Annotated in this window: 17 protein-coding genes and 2 pseudogenes; 10 read left to right on the forward strand and 9 right to left on the reverse strand. The window is 61.9% G+C overall.

The features are described from left to right. From NKJ90_RS23750 to NKJ90_RS23760, 3 genes and pseudogenes are all read left to right on the forward strand, one after another. A partial coding sequence (locus NKJ90_RS23750; RefSeq protein ID WP_352486931.1) for an NAD(P)-dependent oxidoreductase occupies positions 1-488 on the forward strand: 488 nt, incomplete at its 5' end. 326 nt (positions 489-814) lie between these two features. Then, a pseudogene (locus tag NKJ90_RS23755) lies at positions 815-1059 on the forward strand (fumarylacetoacetate hydrolase family protein). A 529-nt stretch (positions 1060-1588) separates the two neighbouring features. Next, the gene (locus NKJ90_RS23760; RefSeq protein WP_352486933.1) at positions 1589-1960 is read left to right on the forward strand and encodes a hypothetical protein; all 372 of its coding nucleotides are present in this window, start codon (positions 1589-1591) and stop codon (positions 1958-1960) included. 52 nt (positions 1961-2012) lie between these two features. Here the strand turns inward: NKJ90_RS23760 and NKJ90_RS23765 are convergent, their stop codons facing one another. Further along, positions 2013-2714 (reverse strand): alpha/beta hydrolase, encoded by a 702-nt coding sequence (locus NKJ90_RS23765; RefSeq protein WP_352486934.1) that lies wholly within the window; start codon positions 2712-2714, stop codon positions 2013-2015. A gap of 189 nt (positions 2715-2903) precedes the next feature. Here NKJ90_RS23765 and NKJ90_RS23770 point away from each other — a divergent pair, with 189 nt between their 5' ends. Continuing rightward, positions 2904-4448 (forward strand): winged helix-turn-helix domain-containing protein, encoded by a 1545-nt coding sequence (locus tag NKJ90_RS23770; RefSeq protein WP_352486935.1) that lies wholly within the window; start codon positions 2904-2906, stop codon positions 4446-4448. Positions 4449-4868: 420 nt separating this feature from the next. Here the strand turns inward: NKJ90_RS23770 and NKJ90_RS23775 are convergent, their stop codons facing one another. The 8 genes from NKJ90_RS23775 to iolG all read right to left on the reverse strand — a co-directional run bounded on the left by NKJ90_RS23775 (position 4869) and on the right by iolG (position 13535). Next, positions 4869-5993: a Gfo/Idh/MocA family protein gene (locus NKJ90_RS23775; protein ID WP_352486937.1), complete on the reverse strand. Its 1125-nt coding sequence runs from the start codon at positions 5991-5993 to the stop codon at positions 4869-4871. A 92-nt stretch (positions 5994-6085) separates the two neighbouring features. Beyond that, the gene (locus NKJ90_RS23780) at positions 6086-7087 is read right to left on the reverse strand and encodes a substrate-binding domain-containing protein (RefSeq protein WP_352486938.1); all 1002 of its coding nucleotides are present in this window, start codon (positions 7085-7087) and stop codon (positions 6086-6088) included. Between the two features lie 62 nt (positions 7088-7149). Continuing rightward, positions 7150-8241: an ABC transporter permease gene (locus NKJ90_RS23785; RefSeq protein ID WP_352486940.1), complete on the reverse strand. Its 1092-nt coding sequence runs from the start codon at positions 8239-8241 to the stop codon at positions 7150-7152. After that, complete coding sequence (locus NKJ90_RS23790) at positions 8231-8980, reverse strand: ATP-binding cassette domain-containing protein (protein ID WP_502904940.1); 750 nt, start codon at positions 8978-8980, stop codon at positions 8231-8233. The genes NKJ90_RS23785 and NKJ90_RS23790 overlap by 11 nt, the downstream gene beginning before the upstream one ends. A 295-nt stretch (positions 8981-9275) precedes the next feature. Next, entirely contained in the window at positions 9276-10262 is a 987-nt protein-coding gene (locus NKJ90_RS23795) for a hydroxyacid dehydrogenase (RefSeq protein ID WP_352486942.1), read from the reverse strand. After that, positions 10262-11074: an HpcH/HpaI aldolase family protein gene (locus tag NKJ90_RS23800; RefSeq protein WP_352486943.1), complete on the reverse strand. Its 813-nt coding sequence runs from the start codon at positions 11072-11074 to the stop codon at positions 10262-10264. Before NKJ90_RS23800 ends, NKJ90_RS23795 begins: the two co-directional genes overlap by 1 nt. A gap of 12 nt (positions 11075-11086) precedes the next feature. Beyond that, positions 11087-12523 carry an NAD-dependent succinate-semialdehyde dehydrogenase gene (locus tag NKJ90_RS23805; RefSeq protein WP_352486944.1) on the reverse strand — a complete coding sequence of 479 codons (1437 nt, stop codon included), beginning with the start codon at positions 12521-12523 and terminating at the stop codon, positions 11087-11089. Next, on the reverse strand, positions 12516-13535 hold the full coding sequence (iolG, locus tag NKJ90_RS23810) for an inositol 2-dehydrogenase (RefSeq protein ID WP_352486946.1): 1020 nt from the start codon (positions 13533-13535) through the stop codon (positions 12516-12518). Before iolG ends, NKJ90_RS23805 begins: the two co-directional genes overlap by 8 nt. 108 nt (positions 13536-13643) lie before the next feature. Here iolG and iolD point away from each other — a divergent pair, with 108 nt between their 5' ends. The 6 genes and pseudogenes from iolD (at position 13644) to NKJ90_RS23840 (ending at position 20801) form a co-directional block, all read left to right on the forward strand. Continuing rightward, a complete protein-coding gene (iolD, locus tag NKJ90_RS23815) occupies positions 13644-15488 on the forward strand; it encodes a 3D-(3,5/4)-trihydroxycyclohexane-1,2-dione acylhydrolase (decyclizing) (protein ID WP_352486947.1) in 1845 nt (614 codons plus the stop codon). Between the two features lie 128 nt (positions 15489-15616). After that, complete coding sequence (iolE, locus tag NKJ90_RS23820; RefSeq protein WP_352486949.1) at positions 15617-16522, forward strand: myo-inosose-2 dehydratase; 906 nt, start codon at positions 15617-15619, stop codon at positions 16520-16522. After that, a complete protein-coding gene (locus tag NKJ90_RS23825) occupies positions 16519-17334 on the forward strand; it encodes an SDR family oxidoreductase (RefSeq protein WP_352486951.1) in 816 nt (271 codons plus the stop codon). Before iolE ends, NKJ90_RS23825 begins: the two co-directional genes overlap by 4 nt. Positions 17335-17461: 127 nt before the next feature. Further along, a complete protein-coding gene (locus tag NKJ90_RS23830; protein WP_352486953.1) occupies positions 17462-18532 on the forward strand; it encodes a sugar phosphate isomerase/epimerase family protein in 1071 nt (356 codons plus the stop codon). Continuing rightward, on the forward strand, positions 18529-19698 hold the full coding sequence (locus tag NKJ90_RS23835; protein ID WP_352486954.1) for a Gfo/Idh/MocA family protein: 1170 nt from the start codon (positions 18529-18531) through the stop codon (positions 19696-19698). Before NKJ90_RS23830 ends, NKJ90_RS23835 begins: the two co-directional genes overlap by 4 nt. 93 nt (positions 19699-19791) lie before the next feature. Further along, positions 19792-20801: pseudogene (locus tag NKJ90_RS23840) on the forward strand (Gfo/Idh/MocA family oxidoreductase). The last annotated feature ends 3 nt before the right edge of the window (positions 20802-20804 follow it).

Genomic DNA, 20804 nt, shown 5'->3' on the forward strand with positions numbered 1-20804 from the left:
TCTTCGATCCCTGGCTACCGCCATCGATCCTCGTCGACAATGGCGTCGAGCCGGCCTCGCTCGACGACGTGCTGTCGACCAGCGATTTCGTCTTCGTCGTCGCCTCGGTGACCAGCGAGAACCAGGGCTTTCTCGGCACCGAGGCCTTCGCCAGCATGCGCAAGGGCGCCGCCTTCATCCTGCTCAGCCGCGCCGGCGTCGTCGATTTTCCGGCGCTGATGGCGGCGGTGAAGAGCGGCCATATCGTCGCCGCCAGCGACGTCTTCCCGGAAGAACCGCTGGCACAGGACCATCCAGTGCGTGCCCTGCCCGGCTTCCTGCGCTCGGCCCACCGCGCCGGCGCGCTCGACATCGCCTTCAAGCGCATGGGCGACATGGTGCTGGAGGACATGGACCTGATCGACCGCGGCCTGCCGCCAATGCGTTCGAAGCGGGCCGAGCGCGAGACCGTGTCGAGAATGCGTTCGAAGCCTGTGACCACAAATTGAGCTTAAGGCTGCCTAGGAGATTGAGAGCTTGATCAGGGATGCCTGAGGCTCGGTCTTGCATCGGGCCAGGCAGCGGTCCTACCCGGTTCGTCGCGGTGCTTTGAAGGGCTGCAGTGGTTTCGATGACGAATTGGGTGACAACGGCGACAAGCGCGCCGACGGCTAGGCCGACGCCTAGAAAGAGCAGCGCCAGGAGCGGTCGCTGTGAGCGCGCCCGCCAGCCCTTGAGCCCTCACGATTAGGGCTATTCCGGAAAACGCCCGGCTACGCTCGCCGAGCGCCAGGGCCAGTGGACCAAGGGCAAGAGCTGCGACACCGTCGGCCCGATCGGCCCGTGGCTGGTCACCAGGACGAGGTGAAGGACCCGCAGAACATCAAGATGTGGCTCACCGTCAACGGCAAGACAATGCAGAACGGCTCGACCAAGACCATGGTCTATGGTGTGGCCTATCTGGTTTCCTATCTCAGCCAGTTCATGTCGCTGCATCCGGGCGACAACATCTCCACCGGCACGCCGCCCGGTGTCGGGCCGGGCATGAAGCCGCCGAAGTTCCTGAAAGCGGGCGATTGAAGGGCTTGGCCAGCAGAAGCAGACATTCAGGGGGACGTGTAGAGCTCTCCCCGTTTTTGAGACCTTGCGTCATTCGACGAGAGCGGATCATCCGATGCTGGCGTTCGCAGGGCTCTGTCGCTTTCAGCTCATATTCTCAACCGGGCAAGTTCTTAGCCGGCCAAGTGTCGGAAACCTCATAGCCGGTAGAGAACGGATCGGTTGGATCAAGCATGTGCTGTCCATGATGGACGGCAACGTCATCACAGCGCGGCGGACAGTGGCGACTTCGGCGCTCGCGGCGCGTGCCTTTCGCGTGAGGACTCGCGAAAACTGCTCGTCCTCGGCTCAGGCCGCGTCGCCAGCCCTGTACCGAAGGAAGATCGTGCCGTTCGTCCAATTGCCGAGGGATGGGATATCAATTCGGAGAGCGCGGACCGCATGGTTGCCGATCTGATCAACAAGGTTTCTCAGCATCAATCGTGAGTGGGCTCGAAGCGAGATCAGAAACGCGGATATTGTCAGCGCGGCGACGCTTGCCACGTCACCTTTGATTCATGGCGCATGGCTCTCCCCTGGAATCCATGTTGACCTGATTGGAGGCTTCACACCAAAGATGCGTGAGGCGGACTCCGAGGCTGTGTTACGTGCGGTCGTATATGTGGACACCCCTCATGCGTTGCATGAGGCCGGAGATTTGAGTCAGCCGATTGCGAGCACGCTCATATCGGCAAGTCACATCTGCGGCAACCTTGCGGAGCTTGCAGGGGAGGAGATGAAGGGGAGGAGCAGCGGATCACCCTTTTCAAAGCCGTCGGCTCGGGCCTTGCGGATCTTGTCGCAGCAAAATTGGTGCATTGCTCGCTCTGATGCAGCCAACAGCTGTCAGGTCCTGATGCATCCGGTCGTTCGGCCGGCCTAGCGGTCCCAGGCGCCGCCCGGCGCCCAGGCAGCCCATCAACGGTGATGCGCGTTCAGTTGTTGCCGACGGCGGCGGCCGCCTGCTTGATGAGGCTTGCGACAGCTGCAGGATCGGAGACATAGACGGCGTGACTGCCGGGCGCCTCCACCGTCGTTGCCTGCGCCCGGTTCGCCATGTTGCGCTGCGCCGGCGGCGGGATCATCCTGTCGTCGGTGGCGACAAGATACCAACTGGGCTTTACCCTCCAGGCCGGAGCAGTGACCTTGCCTTCGAGCGCCGCCACGCCCCACGGAACCTGCGAATCCGCCATGAAGGAGGCGAGCCCGGGCCGGACGTCGGCTGCGAACGAGGCGGCGAACTTGGCCTTGTCGAGCATCAGGAAGCCGTCGACGGGCGGCAGGATCGGCGGCACGGACGCTCCGGGCGGCGGGTTGGCGATCAAGGTCGAGACCGACTCGCCGGCGTCCGGCGCGAAGGCTGCGATATAAACGACACCTGCCACCTTCGCATCTGTGCCGGCCTCAGATACCACGACGCCGCCATAGGAGTGGCCGACCAGGATGACATCGCCCGGAGCGGCGGCGATGGCACGCTTGGTGACGGCGACATCGTCGGCGAGCGAAGTGGTCGGGTTCTGGACGATGGTCACGTCATAGCCGTCCTTCTTGAGGATCTGATAGACCCCGTCCCAGCCGGATCCATCGACGAAGCCGCCATGCACGAGGACGACGGACTTTGCTGCAGTGTTCGACATTTGAGTTCTCCTTTTTCAAAAACGTTGGTTGAAGAGTTTGTTGCAGGAGGACTATGCGGCGGGGCGAAGTGGCGCGCTTTGACGCGGCCTTCAGGACCTCTTGATTTTGCATTGAGATCGCTTTGATTTTGCGTCAACGACGCGGTTAGAGTGTCGGCCTGTTTGCCGCGTGGTCTGGAGCGAGTAATTTTGCCGTATCTTTTTGAGGATTTTGCTCTGGACGGCGATCGGCGCGAACTGCGTCGCGGCAACGACCTGATCCCGGTCGAGCCGCAGGTGTTCGACCTGCTGCAATATCTCATCCGCAATCGTGAACGGGTGGTCAGCAAGGACGACCTGGTCGATGCGGTCTGGCGGGGCCGCATCGTCTCGGACGCCACGCTCGCCAGCCGCATCAACGCCGCCCGCAATGCGCTCCAAGACAGTGGCGATGAGCAGCGTCTGATCCGCACCATCCTGCGCAGGGGCCTTCGCTTCGTCGGCACCGTCCGCGAGGAGACCGAGGCGACGACGCCGGTGGAGCAGCCGAAGCCTGCCTCGGGGATTCCCGCCCGTCCCTCCATCGCCGTGCTGGCCTTCGTGAACCTGAGCGGCGATCCGGATCAGGACTATTTTGCCGACGGCATGGTCGAGGACATCATCACCGGTCTGTCGCGCATAAGGTGGCTGTTCGTCATCGCGCGGAACTCCAGCTTCACCTACAAGGGCCGCGCGGTGGACGTGAAGCAGGTCGGCCACGAGCTCGGCGTGCGCTACGTGCTGGAAGGCAGCGTACGCAAGGTGGGAAGCCGCGTGCGCATTACCGGCCAGCTCATCGATGCGGAGGACGGCAGCCATTTGTGGGCCGAACGCTACGACCGCGATCTGACCGACGTCTTCGCGCTGCAGGACGAAATCACCGTCAGCGTCATCGCGGCGATAGAGCCCAATTTGCGCCGGGCCGAGATCGAACGCGTCCGGCGCCAGCGCCCTGACAGTCTCGACGCTTATGATCTCCTGCTTCGCGCACTGCCTGATATCTACACCTTCATGCCGCAGGGTGCCGCCAAGGGTCTGCCCCTGCTGAACGAGGCTTTAGCCATCGAGCCGACCTATGCTCTTGCCCATGGCTTTGCCGCCTGGGCGCATCAGACCCTATTTGTGCGCGGCGGCATGGACGCGGCGAACCGCGAGAAGTCGATCCGTCATGCCCATGCGGCGATCGAGCACGGTCCGGGCGACGCGATGGCGCTCGCTCTGGCCGGCTTCACCATTGGCCTCGTGGAGCATGACCGCAGGCTGGCCGACGAGGCGTTTACAGAGGCTTTGGCGCTCAGTGCTTCCTGCGCCTTCGTCTATGCCTTTGGCTGCGTGCCGGTGGCCTATGGCGGCGACGCGGCGCGCGCGATCGATTGGTGCGAGCGGGCAATGCGGCTGAGCCCCCTCGACGCCATGAGCTGCGTGCCGCAAGGAATCATTGGGTTCGGTAATTTCCTCTCCGGCCGGCATGAACAGGCCGTCGCGGCCGGCCGAAGGGCGGTGGAACTGAACCCCGGCTTCAGCATCCTGCACGGATGGTTGGCGGCACCACTGGCCAGGCTTGGGCGGCTCGACGAGGCAAAAGCGGCGGCCACGCGACTTTTGTCGCTCGACCCGCAATTCACCATCAGGCGCTGGTCTGCCGCCGTCGGAATTGCGCCTGAGATCATCGATGACGTCACCGACGCCATGCGGATGGCTGGCTTGCCGGCATAAGGGCGCACGCCGGGTCGCCGAGCGACCGCTGCCTGTGCGAGCAACGCGAATTCAGGCTTTGCGATCATCCAACGCGAAGTGGTGCCGGTCAAAAGCGGCGGACTACGATCTGAACCCCCGGATGACTTTCTGGCCCGCACTAGATCCGTGGGCCAGCCTAATGGATTTCGCCTGATCCCCAGGGCGATAGAAAGCTGGCTGGCTCGCCATTTCAACCTCCGCCAAATTACGTGCCCGTTTCTCCGAGCATCGCAGATCACCTGCAGCGTCGCTCCCGGCAGATCTTCGGGGAAAATGCTAGCATGGTCATTTCCCATGATCCCGCACCGACAACGGCAAGCCGAATTGACATGAAAGGGCTCCAGTTGCTGTTGCTATCACCGAGCGGCCCCGCTGGCCTTCGGCAGCACGGAGCAGCACCTACACGCTGACGTCGATCCACGCTCCGCTGCCGGAGGACCTTCTTACGTCCTCAACGAGGCCCTGGACACGCGCGCCCGACTGGAAACTCATCGGTTCTGGCCCCTCTCCGGAAATAGCTTTCACGAAGTTCGCTATCTCAATGGCCTTGAGATCATTGAAACCCAGCTGATGGCCGGGGGCGACACAGAACAGACCGTAGGGGTCATGGTCCGGACCGGCTTCGATGCGCCTGAAACCACGACGTCCAGCTCGGTCCGCGACGCTGTAGAAGTGCAACTCGTTGAAACGCTCCTGCGAGAAGACCAGCGCGCCCTCGGTGCCGTACACCTCGAAATCATGCTGCATCTTTCTGCCGGTGGCGATCCAGCTCGCCTCGATTGTGCCAGATGCGCCGTTGTCGAATCGAACGAACATCCGGGACAGGTCATCGACTTCTACATTTCGTCGGCCGCCGGAACTGTCGGGGCGCGAACTGATCACCGTCTCGCAATCACCTAAAACCCGTCTTATCGGACCGAGAAGATATTCGGCCGTGGCAAGCGCGTGGCTTCCGAGGTCTGCAAGGGCACCGCCACCGGCTGGATCATGGCGGAACGTAAACGGGGCTTCTGGATCACCCATATAGTCTTCGGCATGGATGCCGCGATAGCTCCGGATCTCGCCAAGCTCTCCGTCCCGGATCATGTCACGTGCCAAGCGCAGCATCGGATTACAAAGGTAATTGAAACCGACTTGGGTACAGACGCCCGCCCTCTCGGCGGCCTCAGCCATTTCCAAGGCGTCGGCAGCCAGCGGTGCGAGCGGCTTTTCGCAGTAAACGTGCTTGCCGGCAGCGATGGCGGCGAGCGCCATTTCCTTGTGGAAGGCATTCGGCGCAGTGATATCGATCAGGTCGATTTCGGGATCGGAAACCAGAGCGCGCCAGTCGCCACTCGATTTTTTAAATCCTAGCGCTTGAGATGCCTGAAAGGCGATGTCATCGGCCCGGTCGGCGATGGTGTCAAGAACGATATCGAATGGAAGATCGAACACACGTTGCGCGGTTGCGAAGCCGAACACGTGGGTCTTGCCCATGAAGCCGGAGCCGATCAGGCCAATTCGAAGTTCAGGTCTGGCAGTCATGCTTCCGAGTTTCACAAGGTGTAAGTTCGAAACGGATCGGCCGTTGGTCGGCCATGAAATGGGAGGCGGGATGTCTCCCGCCCCCTTTTTGATTACTTCGCGATGCAGGTGGCGACCGTCTCCGGCGTGCAGACGTCAAGTCCTGTGTAGGTCGGATCGGTCGGAGCAGGCTTGCCGTCCTTCATGTCCTTGAGCGCAAACATGGTCTTGTAGCCCATTTCGAACGGACGCTGACCGACCTGGCCGAGGGAGTAGCCTTCCTTCATCTGGTCGATCTGCGTGGGCAAGGTATCGGCAACGACCAGCGCCAGTTCCTTCTTGGCGATCTTGTCCTTGTACGGCTCGACCGCAGCGCGGTTGGCGTCCGGCACAAATTGCGGGAAGCCGCCAGTCGGCACGAATGCGTCAAGGTTCGGCATCTTCGCCATGTAGTCCTGGAACTGCTGCACCGACAGCGGGAAATCATCGTTGGTGTACAGCGGACAGCCGGGCGCCTCGGTCCAGCCGTTCTGACCGGTCAGGGGATCGCCCGGCGAGGCGGCCGACTTGGTCGCGGAGAGCGTGTCGCGGATGCCTTGCATGCGCTCGTTATGGTTTGCCGCTGCCGCGCCACCGGACTGGATGCAGATGGTGCCACCTTTCGGCTTGATCGTCTGCACGATCTTGGCGAGGTTCACGCCGATCTCGTAGTTGTGCGTTCCGACATAGGCGCGCAGGTCCTTGTTCTCGGGTAAGACATCGGCGTCCCAGGTCAGCACGGGAATGCCGGCTTCCTTGGCGGCCTGCAGTGCTACGGCCATAGCGGCCGCGTTCGCCGGCGCGACTGCGATGCCATCGACCTTCTTGGCAACCAGATCCTGCACGATCTGGACCTGCTCTTCACCGCCACCGTGCTCGCCGGGTCCGATGTACATGCACTCGAATGCGCCGTTGGACTCGGCCTCTGCCTTCTTGCAGCCGTCACGGGCCTGGTCGAAATAAGGGTTGTTCATGTTCTTCGGCACCAGCGCGAATACGAGTTTCTGCTGGGCGTAGGCCTGCCCCGCCGTCAGGGCGGACGCGGCAACCGCAGCCGCCAAAAGATATTTCTTCATCGATGTTCCTCCGTTTGTTGTGTTCACCTCAGGATATTCCACCGGCATAGGCCGGCAGAGCTCTAGCCACGCTTGATGGTGAAGAAGGACTTCAGCGATTTGCCTGAAGTACCCAGACCCAGAAGCACAGCGAGAATTATGAAGATGCCGACAAAGGCACCCTGCCAGTTGGAATCGATGCCTGCCATCAATAGGGCGTTGCGGATGACCTCCAGGAATGCTGAGCCGATGACGGCGCCGAACGCGGTGCCGTAGCCACCCATCAGGCTGGCGCCGCCGATGACGGTGCCGGCGATAACGCGCAACTCGTAACCTGTTCCCACCGCGTTGATCGCCGAGCCGCTGTAGCCGAGCAGGAGCAGGGATGCGATTGAGGCACAGAAGGACGAAAACACGTAGGCCTGGAACTTGATCCGATCGACGGGCACGCCTGTCATGCGGGCCGCGCTTTCATTACCGCCGATCGCGAACAGATGGCGAGCCCATGCGGTGAAGATGAACACCCAGCCGAGGGCTAGCGCCATGACAACCATCACCCAAAAGTGGGATGAGAACTGCGGGATCCAGTAAGGAACCCAGCCGTCCGGGGAGTGTATCGGCCACTTTGCCTGGCCGATGGCTTTCACGATCGGGGCGTCAGGCCCAAACTGATAGAGCATTTGGTTGCCTGACAGCACCACCGCCAGCGAACGCGCTATCGACAGCGTGCCAAGCGTGACCACGAAGGACGGCATGCCGATATAGGCGACGAAAAAGCCGTTGAACGACCCACAGGCGATGCCGGCGAGAACGCCCGCGCTAAATGCCACATACCAAGAATAGTGTGCGGTCAGGAGCACGCCGGCGACGATGGCGACGAGGCCCATGACGGACCCCACCGACAGGTCGATCCCGCCCGTGATCAGGACCACGGTCATGCCCAGGCCCATGATGGCGATCAGCGCGAAATTCCGGGTGATGTTGGTGGCGTTTTCGGCTGTGCCGAAGCTCGGTTCCAGTATGCTCATGAACACAACAAGGACGAAGAGCGCGACCGACACCCAGAAGGCCTGGCTGGTCCTCAGCTTCTGGAATGCGGACTGTTCCACGATGCCGACGACGTCGGCAATCGAGGCGTGGCTTTCCGGCGCGGCTTGGAGTTGGTTAGGCTGCACGGATCGCTCCCGTGATTAGTCCGGTGATTTCTTCCGGAGATGTCTGAACGGTGGGTTTGTCGGCAACCTTCGTGCCGCGCCGTAGTACGACGATACGATCGCAGACGGCAAAAACGTCTGGCATGCGGTGGCTAATCAGGATCACCGCGACACCGCGCGCTTTCATGCGCCGGATCAATTCCAGGACCTCAGCAACTTGGCGCACGGAAATCGCAGCGGTCGGTTCGTCCATAATGACGAGTCTGGCGTTGGACAAACGGGTCCGTGAAATCGCAATTGCCTGGCGCTGACCGCCCGACATTTTTTTTACGAGATCGCGTGGCCGCGTTTCTGATTTCAGTTCGCCGAACAGCTCCGCGGAGCGATCGATCATCGCCTGCTTATCGAGTATTCGGAAAGGCCAGATGCCCTTTTTGAGTTCTCGGCCTAGAAACACGTTCTGCGCGGCGGTTAGATTGTCCGCCAGCGCGAGATCCTGATACACGACCTCGATCCCCTCGGCGCGAGCATCGAGCGGCTTATGGAAGTGGCAGGCCTTGCCGCCGACTCTGATCTGCCCTTCGGTCGGGGGAAAATTTCCCGAAATCAGTTTGACCATTGTCGACTTGCCGGCGCCGTTGTCGCCCATCAGGCCGGCCACTTCACCGGGTTCGATCGAAAAGCTGACGTCAGACAGTGCGCGGATTGCTCCGAAGCTTTTGCCGACGCCCTGCACTTCAAGCAAAGACACGTGGTTCATCCTCCCATGGACCGGCGGCTCTTGGAGTCACGCCTCGCCTCATTTTGCAACGGAAATTGCGTATGAAGTTCTTCTGCAACAATGCTTATTGCAGAGTTTTACAATTTGCAACAAATATTTTCTATGCGGACTAAGTAACTGTTTTCAGCACGATATTTTTGCGGAACTTCATGCCGAGCCGCTTGCAAGTGGTTGCCCAGGGATGCAGCATCCGCTTTGTTGCAACGTTCTTGTTGCTCCGGGCTGACAGGGCCTTTGGTAGCGGCTCCCGGTGGTTGTTCAGAGGCCAGGACTATCAATGGCCGTTCAACAACGCGGGCTGGCCCTCCAGCTCTTTGCCGTTGACGACGAGCGTTGGATCGATCCTGCTCTCGAAGAAATCGAGCACGTTGCGCACCGCCGACACGGCCATACGTTCACCGCATTCGACCGTGAGGCCGGCAATATGAGGCGACAGGATCACCTGATCGCAGGACAGGAGCGGATTGTCGGCAGCGGGTGGTTCCTCGTCGAACACATCCAGGCCAGCGGCCGCCACCTTGCCGGACACAAGGGCTGCAAGAAGTGCCCTTTCATCGACGACGCCGCCACGCGCGGTGTTCACGAGCCAGGCGCCCGGCTTCAGGAGGGCGAACTCGCGCTCGCCGATCACAGGAGCATCGCCCTTGGGCGCATGCACGGAAATCGCATCCGCCCACTGAAGGGCCGAGGCCAGATCGGAAACGGCTTTCGCAGGGCCTTCCGGCCATCCGAGTTTTTCGAGATACGGATCGTAGGCGGCGATTTCCATGGAAAAGGCAGCCGCCATCTTCGCGAGATGTCGGCCGATACGGCCGTAGCCAAGAATCAGCAGGCGCTTGCCGGCCAGTTCCGAAGCTTCCAGCCTGTTTCGCCAATTCCAGGCGCCCTCGCGAACGGACCGGTCCCCGCGCACAGCATGCTTGGCGCAGGCAAGGAGCATCATCATGGCGTGCTCGGCGACGGATATGGAATTGACGTCTCCGACGACGGCGAGCGTGATCCCGCGCTTGTTGAGGGACGGCAAATCGACAGAGTCGTAGCCGACACCGTGACGGGACACGATCCGGAGCCTGCGCCCCATCTCAACGGTCGCGGCCGAGAGAGGCTGTGTGCGGATCACCAGCCCGTCGGCCTTGTCGATCAGCGCGGCATAGCTTGGCTCGGAGACTTCCTCCACGTAATCGTAGGTGATGCCGGCGGCCTGCTCGAGCAAGGAAATTCCAGCCGGATGGAGTTTTCCGGCAACCAGGACATGCGGCATCAGTACCCTCCCTTGGAACCGGCGCTGACGCTTGATCCGGCCGTGAGTTCCCTGAACTTTTTGACGTTCGCTTCCGCCGCACCGGCCAGCATGCGCACATCATTGGAGACTGTGGTCATGTTGTAGCCCCACCCGATCGCACGCGCCGCGTAAGCCGGCGTTCCACAGTGCAATGCCGCGGCTATGCCGGTTCTTTTGCACGCCGCCACGATGCGCTGGATGGCCTCGATCATCTCCGGCTCCTCGCGGTCGAAGGCAGGCGGCAGCCGGCCCTGGGTCACGCCGAGGGTCAAGTCGGCCGGACCAACGTAGATCCCGTCCAGTCCAGGGGTCGAAGCGATCGCGTCGAGGTTTTCCATCGCCTCGGCCGTCTCAACCATGGCAAAGGCAAGTATCTCGCCATTGGATTCCGAAGCATAATTGGGGCCGGCAGCGAAGTTCACACGTGTTGGACCAAAGCTTCGGCTGCCGAGTGGCGGATAGCGCACGTAGCTGACAAACTCGGCCGCCTGTTCGGCCGTATTCACCATCGGACAGATGACGCCATAAGCACCCGCATCGAGCACTTTCATAATGATGCCTGGCTCCAGCCAAGGCACCCTGACGAGTGGCACCGTCGCGGAGGCCCGCATCGCCTGGAGCATTGGCAACAGGCCGCTGTAGTCGAGCGCGCCATGCTGGAGGTCGACGCCGATGCTGTCGTAACCTTGCGCCGCCATGATCTCGGCGGTGAAACTGTTGCCGATGGAAAGCCAGCCATTGATGGTCGGCTTCCCTTCCGCCCAGAGCTGCTTGAGCCTGTTCCTGATCATGAAAAACGCTCCTTAGAATACGATTTGAGCCAGCTTGGTATCGAGATAGTCCCGGATACCTTCCGCGCCGCCTTCCCGGCCCATGCCGGAATGATTGGTGCCGCCAAACGGCGCCTCGGAAGCAGCAAGCGCAAAGCTGTTGATGCCGATCATTCCGGCCTTGAGCGTCGCGACAACTCTGCGGGCCCGCCCCGCATCCCGGGTGAAGGCGTAGGCAGATAGCCCCATCTTCGAGGCGTTTGCCCGACCCAGGACCTCCTCCTCGGATGAGAAACGAGTGATGGCCGCGATCGGACCAAAATTCTCCTCGGCAAACACGGTCATGTCGTCTGCGACATCGGTAAGGACCGTCGGCTCAAAGAAATGGCCGGAATTGAAGGCTGGCGAGCGACTACCGCCGGCAGCAATCCTGGCGCCGGCCTTTTCTGCGTCGGCGACGATTTTTTCGATTTCGTCGAGCCTCCTGGCATTGATCAGCGGACCCATCTGCACCGTCGGATCGAGACCATCGCCCAGCTTCAGGGCCTTCGCCCGCGCGACGAAGCCGTCGACGAAAGCATCGTGGACTTGTTCGTGGATAAAGAAGCGGTCCGGGGTGACGCAGACTTGCCCGGCATTGGCGAATTTCGTGGGCACGGACATGTTGAGTGCGCTTTCGATGTCTGCGTCGTCGAAGACGATCAGGGGTGCGTTGCCGCCGAGCTCCATCGACACCTTCTTCACCGTATCGGCTGCGTCGCGCAGCATTTGCTGCCCGACCCGTGTGGACCCGGTCAGCGAGACCTTGCGCACAACCGCCGATGCCATCAACGGCACGTAGGTCGTGGCCGTCGACCCGACGAGAAGGCCGATCGCGCCTGGGGGCAGCTTGCCCGCACGCAGGCAGTCGATCATCACCATCGCGACGCCTGGCGTCTGGCTGGAAGGCCGGACGATGGCCGAACACCCGGCGGCAAGCGCTGGAGCAATCTTGCGGGCGACGAGGGCTGCCGGAAAATTCCATGCCGTAAAGGCCGCCACGACGCCGATCGGCTCATGCAGCACTTCGAGGCGGCCTCCAGGGACACGGCTCTCGATAATGCGGCCGTAAATGCGTCGAGCCTCTTCGGCGTACCAACGGAACTGATCCGTCGCCAGCACCCACTCGCGTCCGGATTGCGCGATGGGCTTGCCAGTCTCCAACGTAATCATCCGGGCAGCCTCGTCCTGCCGCCTACCCATTTCGTCGGCGATGGCATGAAGTGCATCGGCGCGCTCGAACGCGCTCTTTGCCCGCCAGGCGCCAAGGCCACGTTCGGCCGCCGCCAAGGCAGTTTGCGTATCGTCCAGCGTCGCGGTTGGAGTGTCGCCAAGTGAGCGTTCAGTGACGGGACTGGCTACCGTCGCCGTGCTTCCGTCTGAAGCGGCGCGCCATTCACCGTCGATGAAAAGTCCATATTTATCATACATTGCCGGCACCGATCTCGCTGATGTTGACCACGCGACGCTCAGCGACGGATTTGATCGCTGCTTCCGCGAGAACCAGGGCAAGGCGTCCGTCTTCGAAAATGACCGACGGCTGGCGCCCATTTTCGATGGCGTCGACAAAATCGTCGATCTCGGCGTTGAATGCTTCCCTGTATCGCTCGATGAAGAAATGAAGGTAGGGCTGCGCCCGATTGGTCAACCCATCGGCATAAATACGGGCCTCATGCGCGCGGCGATTCTCGGAAATCGCCATGCCGGCCGATCCGAAAGCCTCGACGCGCTGATCGTATCCGTAGACCGCCCGTCGTGAGTTGTTGATGATGCACTGCTTGCCGCTGGCGGTGCTCAAAACCACGGTCACCGTATCCCAGTCATTCGTCTCGGCCATCAGGTCGGCGTCGACCAGCCGGCTGCCGGTCGCAAAGACCTCAATGGGCTCTTCACCGAGCATGAAGCGAGCCATGTCAAAATCGTGGATCGTCATGTCGCGAAATATGCCGCCCGACGCGCGTATGTAGGCAGATGGCGCCATGCCAGGATCTCGCGACGTGATGATCACCTGGTGGAGCTCGCCCAGCTTGCCACTTTGGATAGCCTCTCGCACAGCGGCGTGCCCGGGGTCGAAGCGGCGGACGAAGCCAATCATGATGGGCAGTTTGCTTCCACGGATATTGGCCGCGCAGCGATCGACACGCTTCAGGTCGAGGTCGATGGGCTTCTCGCACAACACCGGCTTTCCGGCTGCAACTGCGCGCTCGATGTAGTCGACATGGGTATCGGTGGCCGTCGCGATCAACACGGCGTCGACATCGTTCGTGTCGAACATGGCGTCGGCCGAATCCAACGCGGAAACGGAGAGCATGGCTGCCACTTCGTCGGCCGCGGCGCGATTGACGTCATAGACCGCCGCGAGTTTCGTTCGTGGATGGGCCGCGATGTTAGCCGCATGCATGCGCCCGATGCGCCCGCAACCGAGCACGCCAAATCTGAGCATTGAATTCCTCCGCAACAATATTTTTGCAATGATCGTTGCAATGAGGTTGATTTGTCAATGATTATTTCGTAATAGTCTGCACAACGGAAATTCGCCAGGGAGGAAGCGATGACGAAGACCATTCGTCTGACCATGACGCAGGCGCTCGTGCGCTATCTGAGCAATCAATTCACCGTTGTCGACGGCAGCAAGGTTCCGCTGTTTGCGGGCGTGTTCGCCATTTTCGGTCACGGCAACGTCACCTGCCTATCCGAAGCGCTCGAAGCGGCGCAGGACGTCCTGCCCACATGGCGCGGCCAGAACGAGCAGTCGATGGCACTGGCCGCGATCGGATTCGCGAAGGCGAAGCGCCGGCGCCAGATCATGATCGCCGCCACCTCTATCGGCCCGGGCGCTCTGAACATGGTAACCGCCGCGGGCGTCGCCCATTCAAACCGACTTCCGGTACTGATGCTTGCAGGCGACACCTTTGTCAGCCGCCGGCCCGATCCGGTCATGCAGCAGGTCGAGCACTTCGGCGACCCCTCAATCAACGTCAACGACGCGTTCAAGGCGGTGACCCGCTACTGGGACCGTATTGTCCATCCCGAACAGATCATCTCCTCCCTGCCCCAGGCGGTCGCGGTTCTGCTTGATCCGGCCGACTGCGGGCCGGCCTTCATCGCCCTCCCCCAAGACGTGCAGGAAGTCGCCTGGGATTATCCAGAGTCCTTCTTCGAACCCACGGTCCATGCGATTCCGCGCCCCCGGCCGGATCGCGGGCGCCTCGAAGAGGCGGTGCGTCTTCTCAAGACGGCCAAGCGTCCGCTGATCATTTCGGGCGGCGGCGTGCGTTACTCCGGTGCGGAGGCCACTCTTGCCAAATTCGCTGAAGCGCGTGGCATTCCGCTTGCCGAAACCATCGCCGGCAAGGGCACTGTTACACACGACCATCCTGCCCATGTTGGGCCAATAGGCATCGTCGGCTCGACATCCGCGAACGCGCTTGCGGGTGAAGCCGATGTGATCCTGGCCGTCGGGACGCGGCTCATGGACTTCACGACGGGATCATGGAGCGCGTTCAGTCCTGACGCCAAATTCGTCTCGATCAACGCCGCACGGTGGGATGCCACGAAGCACCGGGCGCTCGCCGTGGTCGGCGATGCGCTGGAAACCATCAACGAAGTCGAGGCCGCTCTCGGCGACTGGAAGGCCGACAGCGGCTGGACCGAAAAAGGCAAGGTCGAGTTTGCCAAGTGGAACACCGCGCTCGACGGATTCCAGAAGCCCACGAATGACCCGGTTCCGACCTACGCGCAGGTCGTCGGCGTGGTCAACGCGAAGGCCGGCGAGCGGGATCTGCTGATCACCGCGGCGGGCGGGCTGCCCGGGGAAGTCATGAAGAACTGGCGGGTGAAAGAGCCGAACACGTTCGATTGCGAGTTCGGATTTTCCTGCATGGGCTATGAGATATCAGCCGGATGGGGAGCGGCGATGGCGGATCCGAGCCGCACGCCGATCGTGATGATCGGCGACGGCACCTACATGATGATGAATTCCGACGTCTACTCTTCGGTTCTCGCCGGCCACAAGATGATCCTGATCGTCTGTGACAATGGCGGCTATGCGGTGATCAACCGGCTGCAGAATGCCAAGGGCGGCGCGTCGTTCAACAACATGATCAAGGATTGCCGGGTCAAGGAGCCGTTTTCGGTCGACTTTGCAAAACATGCCGAGGCCATGGGCGCCCTTACGCGACGCGTCGAGAGCCTTGCGGATCTCGGCCAGGCTGTGGAGTGGGCCAAGGGGACGGATCGTACCACGGTCATTACCATCGTCTCCGATGGCTATACCTGGACACCCGGTGACGCATGGTGGGATGTCGGCGTGCCGCAGGTCAGCGAGCGGGCCGAGGTGCGCGAGGCCCATTCCGCGCAAGCCGAAGGCCGCAAGCGGCAGCGCATAGGAGTCTAAGTTTTTCGGACGCCCCCCGGGGCGTCCTCTGCCGGAACGATGCCACACTCCCTGAGCATTGTTCCGGCAGTTTTTTTCGCGGCGCCGAAAGTGGTCGGCGGCGGCTTGGAATGATGATGGAGATCAAGATGAGAGCCAAGCTTGGCATCGCGCCGATCGCCTGGTGGAACGATGACCTCGCCGAATTGAGCGACGACGTTTCGCTGGAGGAGTGTCTGCGGCAGGCCCGCGAGGCGGGCTTTACCGGCATGGAGACCGGTCGCCGTTTCCCGATGGACGCGGCCGTGCTCGAACCCATTCTGAGGCAGCACGGTATGACCGTCTGTGGCGGCTGGTTTTCCGGCCTGCTGCTTGACGGCGATATCGAAGCGGAGAAAGACCGCATCGCGCAGCAGATGCAGCTTTTCAAGGCCGTCGACGCCCCCTGCATCGTCTACGGCGAAACTGCAGGTACCATACAGGGCGACCGCTCCGCGCCGCTTTCCACCAAGCGGCGGCTCTCGCAAGACGAGATCAGAACCTATGGTCGCAAGATGACTGCCTTCGCCGAATGGTGTTCGGACGAGGGCATGCCGATTTCCTACCACCACCACATGGCCGCGCCGATCGAGACCGAGGAAGAGCTCGACCTCTTGATGAAGCATTCCGGCGAGGCTCTGGCCTTGCTTTACGATGCCGGCCACATGGCCTTTGCCGGCGGCGACGTGCTGCGAGTGGTCGACAAGCACCACGCCCGCATTTCGCATGTACACACCAAGGATATCCGCCAGGCAGTCGTGGACGGGCTCGACCGCACCCGGGAAAGTTTTCTCGACGCGGTGGTCAAGGGAGCCTTCACCGTGCCCGGTGACGGCTCGCTCGACTTCGAGGCGATCGTCAAGCGCTTGGCGAGCTACGGCTACGAAGGCTGGTTCGTCGTTGAAGCCGAGCAGGATCCCGTCAAAAGCCCGCCGCTCGAAATGGCGAAGATAGGTCACAAGGAATTGCTGCGCGTCATGGCCGCGGCTGGCTACACAGTGGAGGACAACGCATGAACCGGATGGATGGTAAGATCTGCGTCGTCACCGGATCGACGCAGGGACTGGGCGCGGCAATCGCTCGCCAGCTCGCCGAAGCCGGAGCCGCGGGTCTCGTCACACTTGGCCGCAACGAAACCAAGGGCCGCGCGGTGGCCGCCGACATTTCGCACGCCACGGGCGTGCCCGTGCATTATGTCAACGCCGATCTTGGAAATGTCGACGATTGCCGCCGCGTGATCGCGGAAGCGGAGCGCGTTTTCGGAAGGATCGACGTGCTCGTCAATGCTGGTGCCCGTACCGACCGGGGCACGATCCTCGACACGTCGCCAGAATTGTTCGACGCTCTGTTTGCCGTGAATGTGCGCGGACCTTATTTCCTCATGCAGGAGGCGATCCGGCACATGATCCGCCATGGCATCGAGGGTGCGATCTGCAATATCGGCTCGATCTCGCAGCAGGCCGGCCAGCCTTTCATCAACGTCTACTGCGCCACTAAGGCGGCACTGGCAACGCTGACCCGCAACACGGCGTTTTCCGTCATGAAGAACCGCATCCGCGTCAATCAGCTGGATATCGGCTGGATGGCGTCCGATCACGAGCGGGAATTGCAGGCGAGCGAGAAGGGCGATCCCGACTGGGAAGCGAAAGCCGTTGCAAACCTGCCCTTCGGACGCCTGATCGACCCCCGCGAGGCGGCACGGGCGGTCAACTTTCTCGTTTCGGACGATGCGGGGCTCATGACGGGGGCAGTCGTGGATTATGATCAGACTGTGCTTGGCGCCGCACCCGGCCCCATGGTCGTGCCTGAGAAGGCGATGACGCTCTGAAGCCATCGGAAAGCCCAATCGGATACGGAAAAGAAAGCGCTGCCTTGAGGAACCGCGTCACTCTTCGAGGCGACTATTGTTTCGATAACGGATGAACCGGCGGCCCTGCCGCCAGAAGGAGAGCAAGATGCGGACCATTAAGGGGCCAGCTGTGTTTCTGGCTCAGTTCGCGGGCGACGAAGCACCGTTCAACAGCATAGAGGGATTGGCCGGCTGGGCGTCGGCCAAGGGCTTCAAGGGCGTGCAGATACCGACCTGGGACAAGCGCGTCATCGATTTGAAGCAAGCGGCTGAAAGCCAGACCTATTGCGATGAGTATGCCGGCAAGCTCGCCGAACACGGCCTGGTTGTCACCGAACTGGCGTCGCATCTGCAAGGCCAGCTCGTGGCCCTGCATCCCGCCTACGATCATCCGGCGGATTCCTTCGCCGCACCCGAGGTGCGGGGCAATCCGGCCGCACGGCAGGCGTGGGCAGTCGAGCAGCTTCATCTCGCCGCCAAGGCGTCGAGGCGTTTCGGCATAGACCGCCACGTCACGTTCTCAGGTTCGCTGCTGTGGCCCTTTCTCTATCCCTATCCGCAATGGACGGATGGGCTGATCGAGGACGGCTTCGATGAGCAGGCGCGGCGCTGGCGGCCAATCCTTGATGCCTTCAACGAGAGTGGCGTGGACCTGTGCTACGAAATCCATCCTGCCGAGGACCTGCATGATGGGCTGACCTTCGAGATGTTCCTGGAGCGCGTCGGCAATCATCCGCGCTGCAACATCATGTACGACCCCAGCCATCTCGTGCTGCAGGCCATCGATTATCTCGCCTACATCGACCACTATCACGAGCGCATCAAAATGTTCCACGTCAAGGATGCCGAGTTCCGGCCGGACGGCAAGACCGGCGCCTATGGCGGCTTCCAGCCCTGGATCCGGCGCGCCGGCCGTTTCCGCTCCCCAGGCGACGGACAGATCGACTTCAAGGCGATCTTCTCGAAGCTCTCCGGCTACGATTTCGACGGCTGGGCGGTGTTGGAGTGGGAATGCTGCCTCAAGAATTCAGAGGACGGCGCAGCTGAGGGTGCCCGCTTCATCGCCGATCACATCATCCGCGTTTCCGAACGTGCCTTCGACGACTTCGTCAAGGCCAGTGCTGACCGCACGATCAACGATGCAATCCTGGGTATCGACAGGAGCACACGCTCATGACGGCGGATTTTCAGCGACCGCTTCGGCTCGGCATGGTCGGCGGCGGCGAAGGCGCCTATATCGGCAACATCCACCGCATCTCGGCCCGGTTCGATGGCGCCTTCCAGCTTGTCGCCGGCGCCTTCGACGCGGATGCCGTGCGCGGCCACCGCTTCGCCGCAACGCAAGGTATCGACCCAGCCCGATCCTATGACGACTTCAAGGCCATGATTGCCGCGGAGAACGACCGCGAGGACCGCATCGACGTGGTGGCGATCTGCACGCCAAACCACACCCATTTTCCGATCGCCAAGGCTTTTCTCGAGGCCGGCTACGAGGTAATCTGCGAAAAGCCGCTGACCAATACACTCGAAGACGCAATCGCGCTCGAACAGCTGGTGCGCGAGACCGGACGCTTCATGGGCGTGACCTACACCTATTCGGGTTATCCGATGGTGCATGAGGCGCGCGAGATGGTGGCGGCAGGCAAGCTCGGCGCGATCCGCGTCGTGCAGGTGGAGTATCCCTTGGAATGGATGGCGACGGCCATCGAGGCCGCAGGCAATGTCCAGGCCGCCTGGCGCACCGACCCGAAGCGATCGGGGCGCGGCGGTTCGATCGGCGACATCGGCACGCACGCCTATCATCTGGCTGGCTTCGTGACCGGGCTGAAGCTTAAGGCTCTGACCGCCGACCTGGCTTCCTTCGTCGAGGGACGCGTGCTTGACGACAACGCCCACGTGCTCCTGCGCTACGAGGGCGGCGCGCGAGGCTTGCTTTGGTCGTCACAGGTCGCACTCGGTTGCTCGAACGGGATCCGGCTGCGTGTCTTCGGCGAAAAGGGCGGTCTCGCCTGGTTCCAGGAGCAACCGAACGAGTTGATCTTCTCGCCCCTATTCGGTCGCACCGAGACCATCAAGCGGGGCGCCGACGACCTCAGCGAGGCCACGAAAGCGCGAACCCGCACACCGCCCGGCCATCCCGAGGGTTATCTGGAGGCCTTCGCCAACCTCTATCGTGGCTTTGCCGAAGCCATCCGCGCCCGTCGTGAGGGGCGCGAGGCAACGGCAATAGGGTTGAACGTGCCGACCGCTTATGACGGGCTGAAGGGCGTGGCCTTCGTCGATGCAGTGGTCGATAGCGCCGAAGCCGAAGGGCAGCCCTGGCTCACGCCCTACGCCGTCTGACTAGGTCGCGACTGCTTCCGGGCGTGATCGTTGTCCTTGCGGCATAGGGAGACAAGTCTCTTCGCCGGTAGGCTCTCAGAAATAGGGCATTAGATGTCGATCAGAATAGCAATCATCGGCGCAGGGATCATGGGCGCCGACCATGCCCGGATTGTCGCCGAAGACCTGCCGGGGGCAAGCCTCCAGGTCGTATGCGACGCCTCACCGGAACGAGCCCGAAAGGTGGCACAGGACCACGGCGCGACCTATGCCGCCACGGACCCCTTGGAAACCATCCGGCGCAGCGACGTTGACGCCGTGCTGATTGCCAGCCCCGACGAGACCCATGCACCGCTGTCGCTCGCCGCGATCGAGGCCGGAAAGCCGGTGCTCTGCGAAAAGCCGTTGTCGCAAAGCTCGAAGGAGTGCCTGGGCGTGATCGAGGCGGAAGTGTCGCACGGCCGACGGTTCGTCCAGCTTGGTTTCATGCGCCGCTTCGATCCGGCCTACCGCGACATGAAGGCGGCGCTCGACGACGGCTCGCTTGGCCGAGCGATCATGATGCATAACTTCCACCGGAACGTGGAAGCGCCGGCCAACTTCACCGGCCAGATGGCGATCACCAATTCCGCACCGCATGAATTCGACGTCGCACGCTTCGTACTGGGCGCCGATCATACGGCAATCTCGGTTTTCCAGCCGGGGGGCGTCGACGCATCGAAGACTGGCGCGCCGGTCTTCATGGTTCTCGAAACAGACAGGGGTCAGCTCGTCAACATCGAGATCAACAATAACGCCGCCTATGGCTATGACGTGCGCGGCGAACTCGTCGGCGAAAAGGGATCGATCTTTCTGAATGTGTCTGCCCCAACGCGGCAAAACGGCGCTCTCATGACCTTCGAGCGCTATGCATCGGATTGGCGCCCACGTTTTGCCGAAGCCTACCGGCTCCAGGACAAGGCTTTCCTTCACTTCGTCGCACAGGGGAATTCCCGGCGGTGGCCGCAGACGTCTGGGACGGTTACTGCACGGCTCTGGTCGCCGAAGCCGGTGTCAAAGCGCTTCACGAGGGTCGGCGAGTCGCCATTGCGAGGGCGGAAAAGCCATCCCTGTATGACCGGTAGAGG

This window comes from Mesorhizobium sp. M0051, assembly GCF_040323235.1.
Lineage (GTDB): Bacteria > Pseudomonadota > Alphaproteobacteria > Rhizobiales > Rhizobiaceae > Mesorhizobium.

Excerpts from the sequence above, each read along its gene's own strand:
- NKJ90_RS23800 (WP_352486943.1), bottom strand. The coding sequence starts at position 11,074 with ATGATCAGGAACAGGCTCAAGCAGCTCTGGGCGGAAGGGAAGCCGACC.
- NKJ90_RS23775 (WP_352486937.1), bottom strand. The coding sequence starts at position 5,993 with ATGACTGCCAGACCTGAACTTCGAATTGGCCTGATCGGCTCCGGCTTC.
- NKJ90_RS23830 (WP_352486953.1), top strand. The coding sequence starts at position 17,462 with ATGCGGACCATTAAGGGGCCAGCTGTGTTTCTGGCTCAGTTCGCGGGC.
- NKJ90_RS23825 (WP_352486951.1), top strand. The coding sequence starts at position 16,519 with ATGAACCGGATGGATGGTAAGATCTGCGTCGTCACCGGATCGACGCAG.
- NKJ90_RS23790 (WP_502904940.1), bottom strand. The coding sequence starts at position 8,980 with ATGAACCACGTGTCTTTGCTTGAAGTGCAGGGCGTCGGCAAAAGCTTC.
- iolD (WP_352486947.1), top strand. The coding sequence starts at position 13,644 with ATGACGAAGACCATTCGTCTGACCATGACGCAGGCGCTCGTGCGCTAT.
- iolE (WP_352486949.1), top strand. The coding sequence starts at position 15,617 with ATGAGAGCCAAGCTTGGCATCGCGCCGATCGCCTGGTGGAACGATGAC.
- NKJ90_RS23795 (WP_352486942.1), bottom strand. The coding sequence starts at position 10,262 with ATGCCGCATGTCCTGGTTGCCGGAAAACTCCATCCGGCTGGAATTTCC.
- NKJ90_RS23780 (WP_352486938.1), bottom strand. The coding sequence starts at position 7,087 with ATGAAGAAATATCTTTTGGCGGCTGCGGTTGCCGCGTCCGCCCTGACG.
- iolG (WP_352486946.1), bottom strand. The coding sequence starts at position 13,535 with ATGCTCAGATTTGGCGTGCTCGGTTGCGGGCGCATCGGGCGCATGCAT.
- NKJ90_RS23835 (WP_352486954.1), top strand. The coding sequence starts at position 18,529 with ATGACGGCGGATTTTCAGCGACCGCTTCGGCTCGGCATGGTCGGCGGC.
- NKJ90_RS23765 (WP_352486934.1), bottom strand. The coding sequence starts at position 2,714 with ATGTCGAACACTGCAGCAAAGTCCGTCGTCCTCGTGCATGGCGGCTTC.
- NKJ90_RS23805 (WP_352486944.1), bottom strand. The coding sequence starts at position 12,523 with ATGTATGATAAATATGGACTTTTCATCGACGGTGAATGGCGCGCCGCT.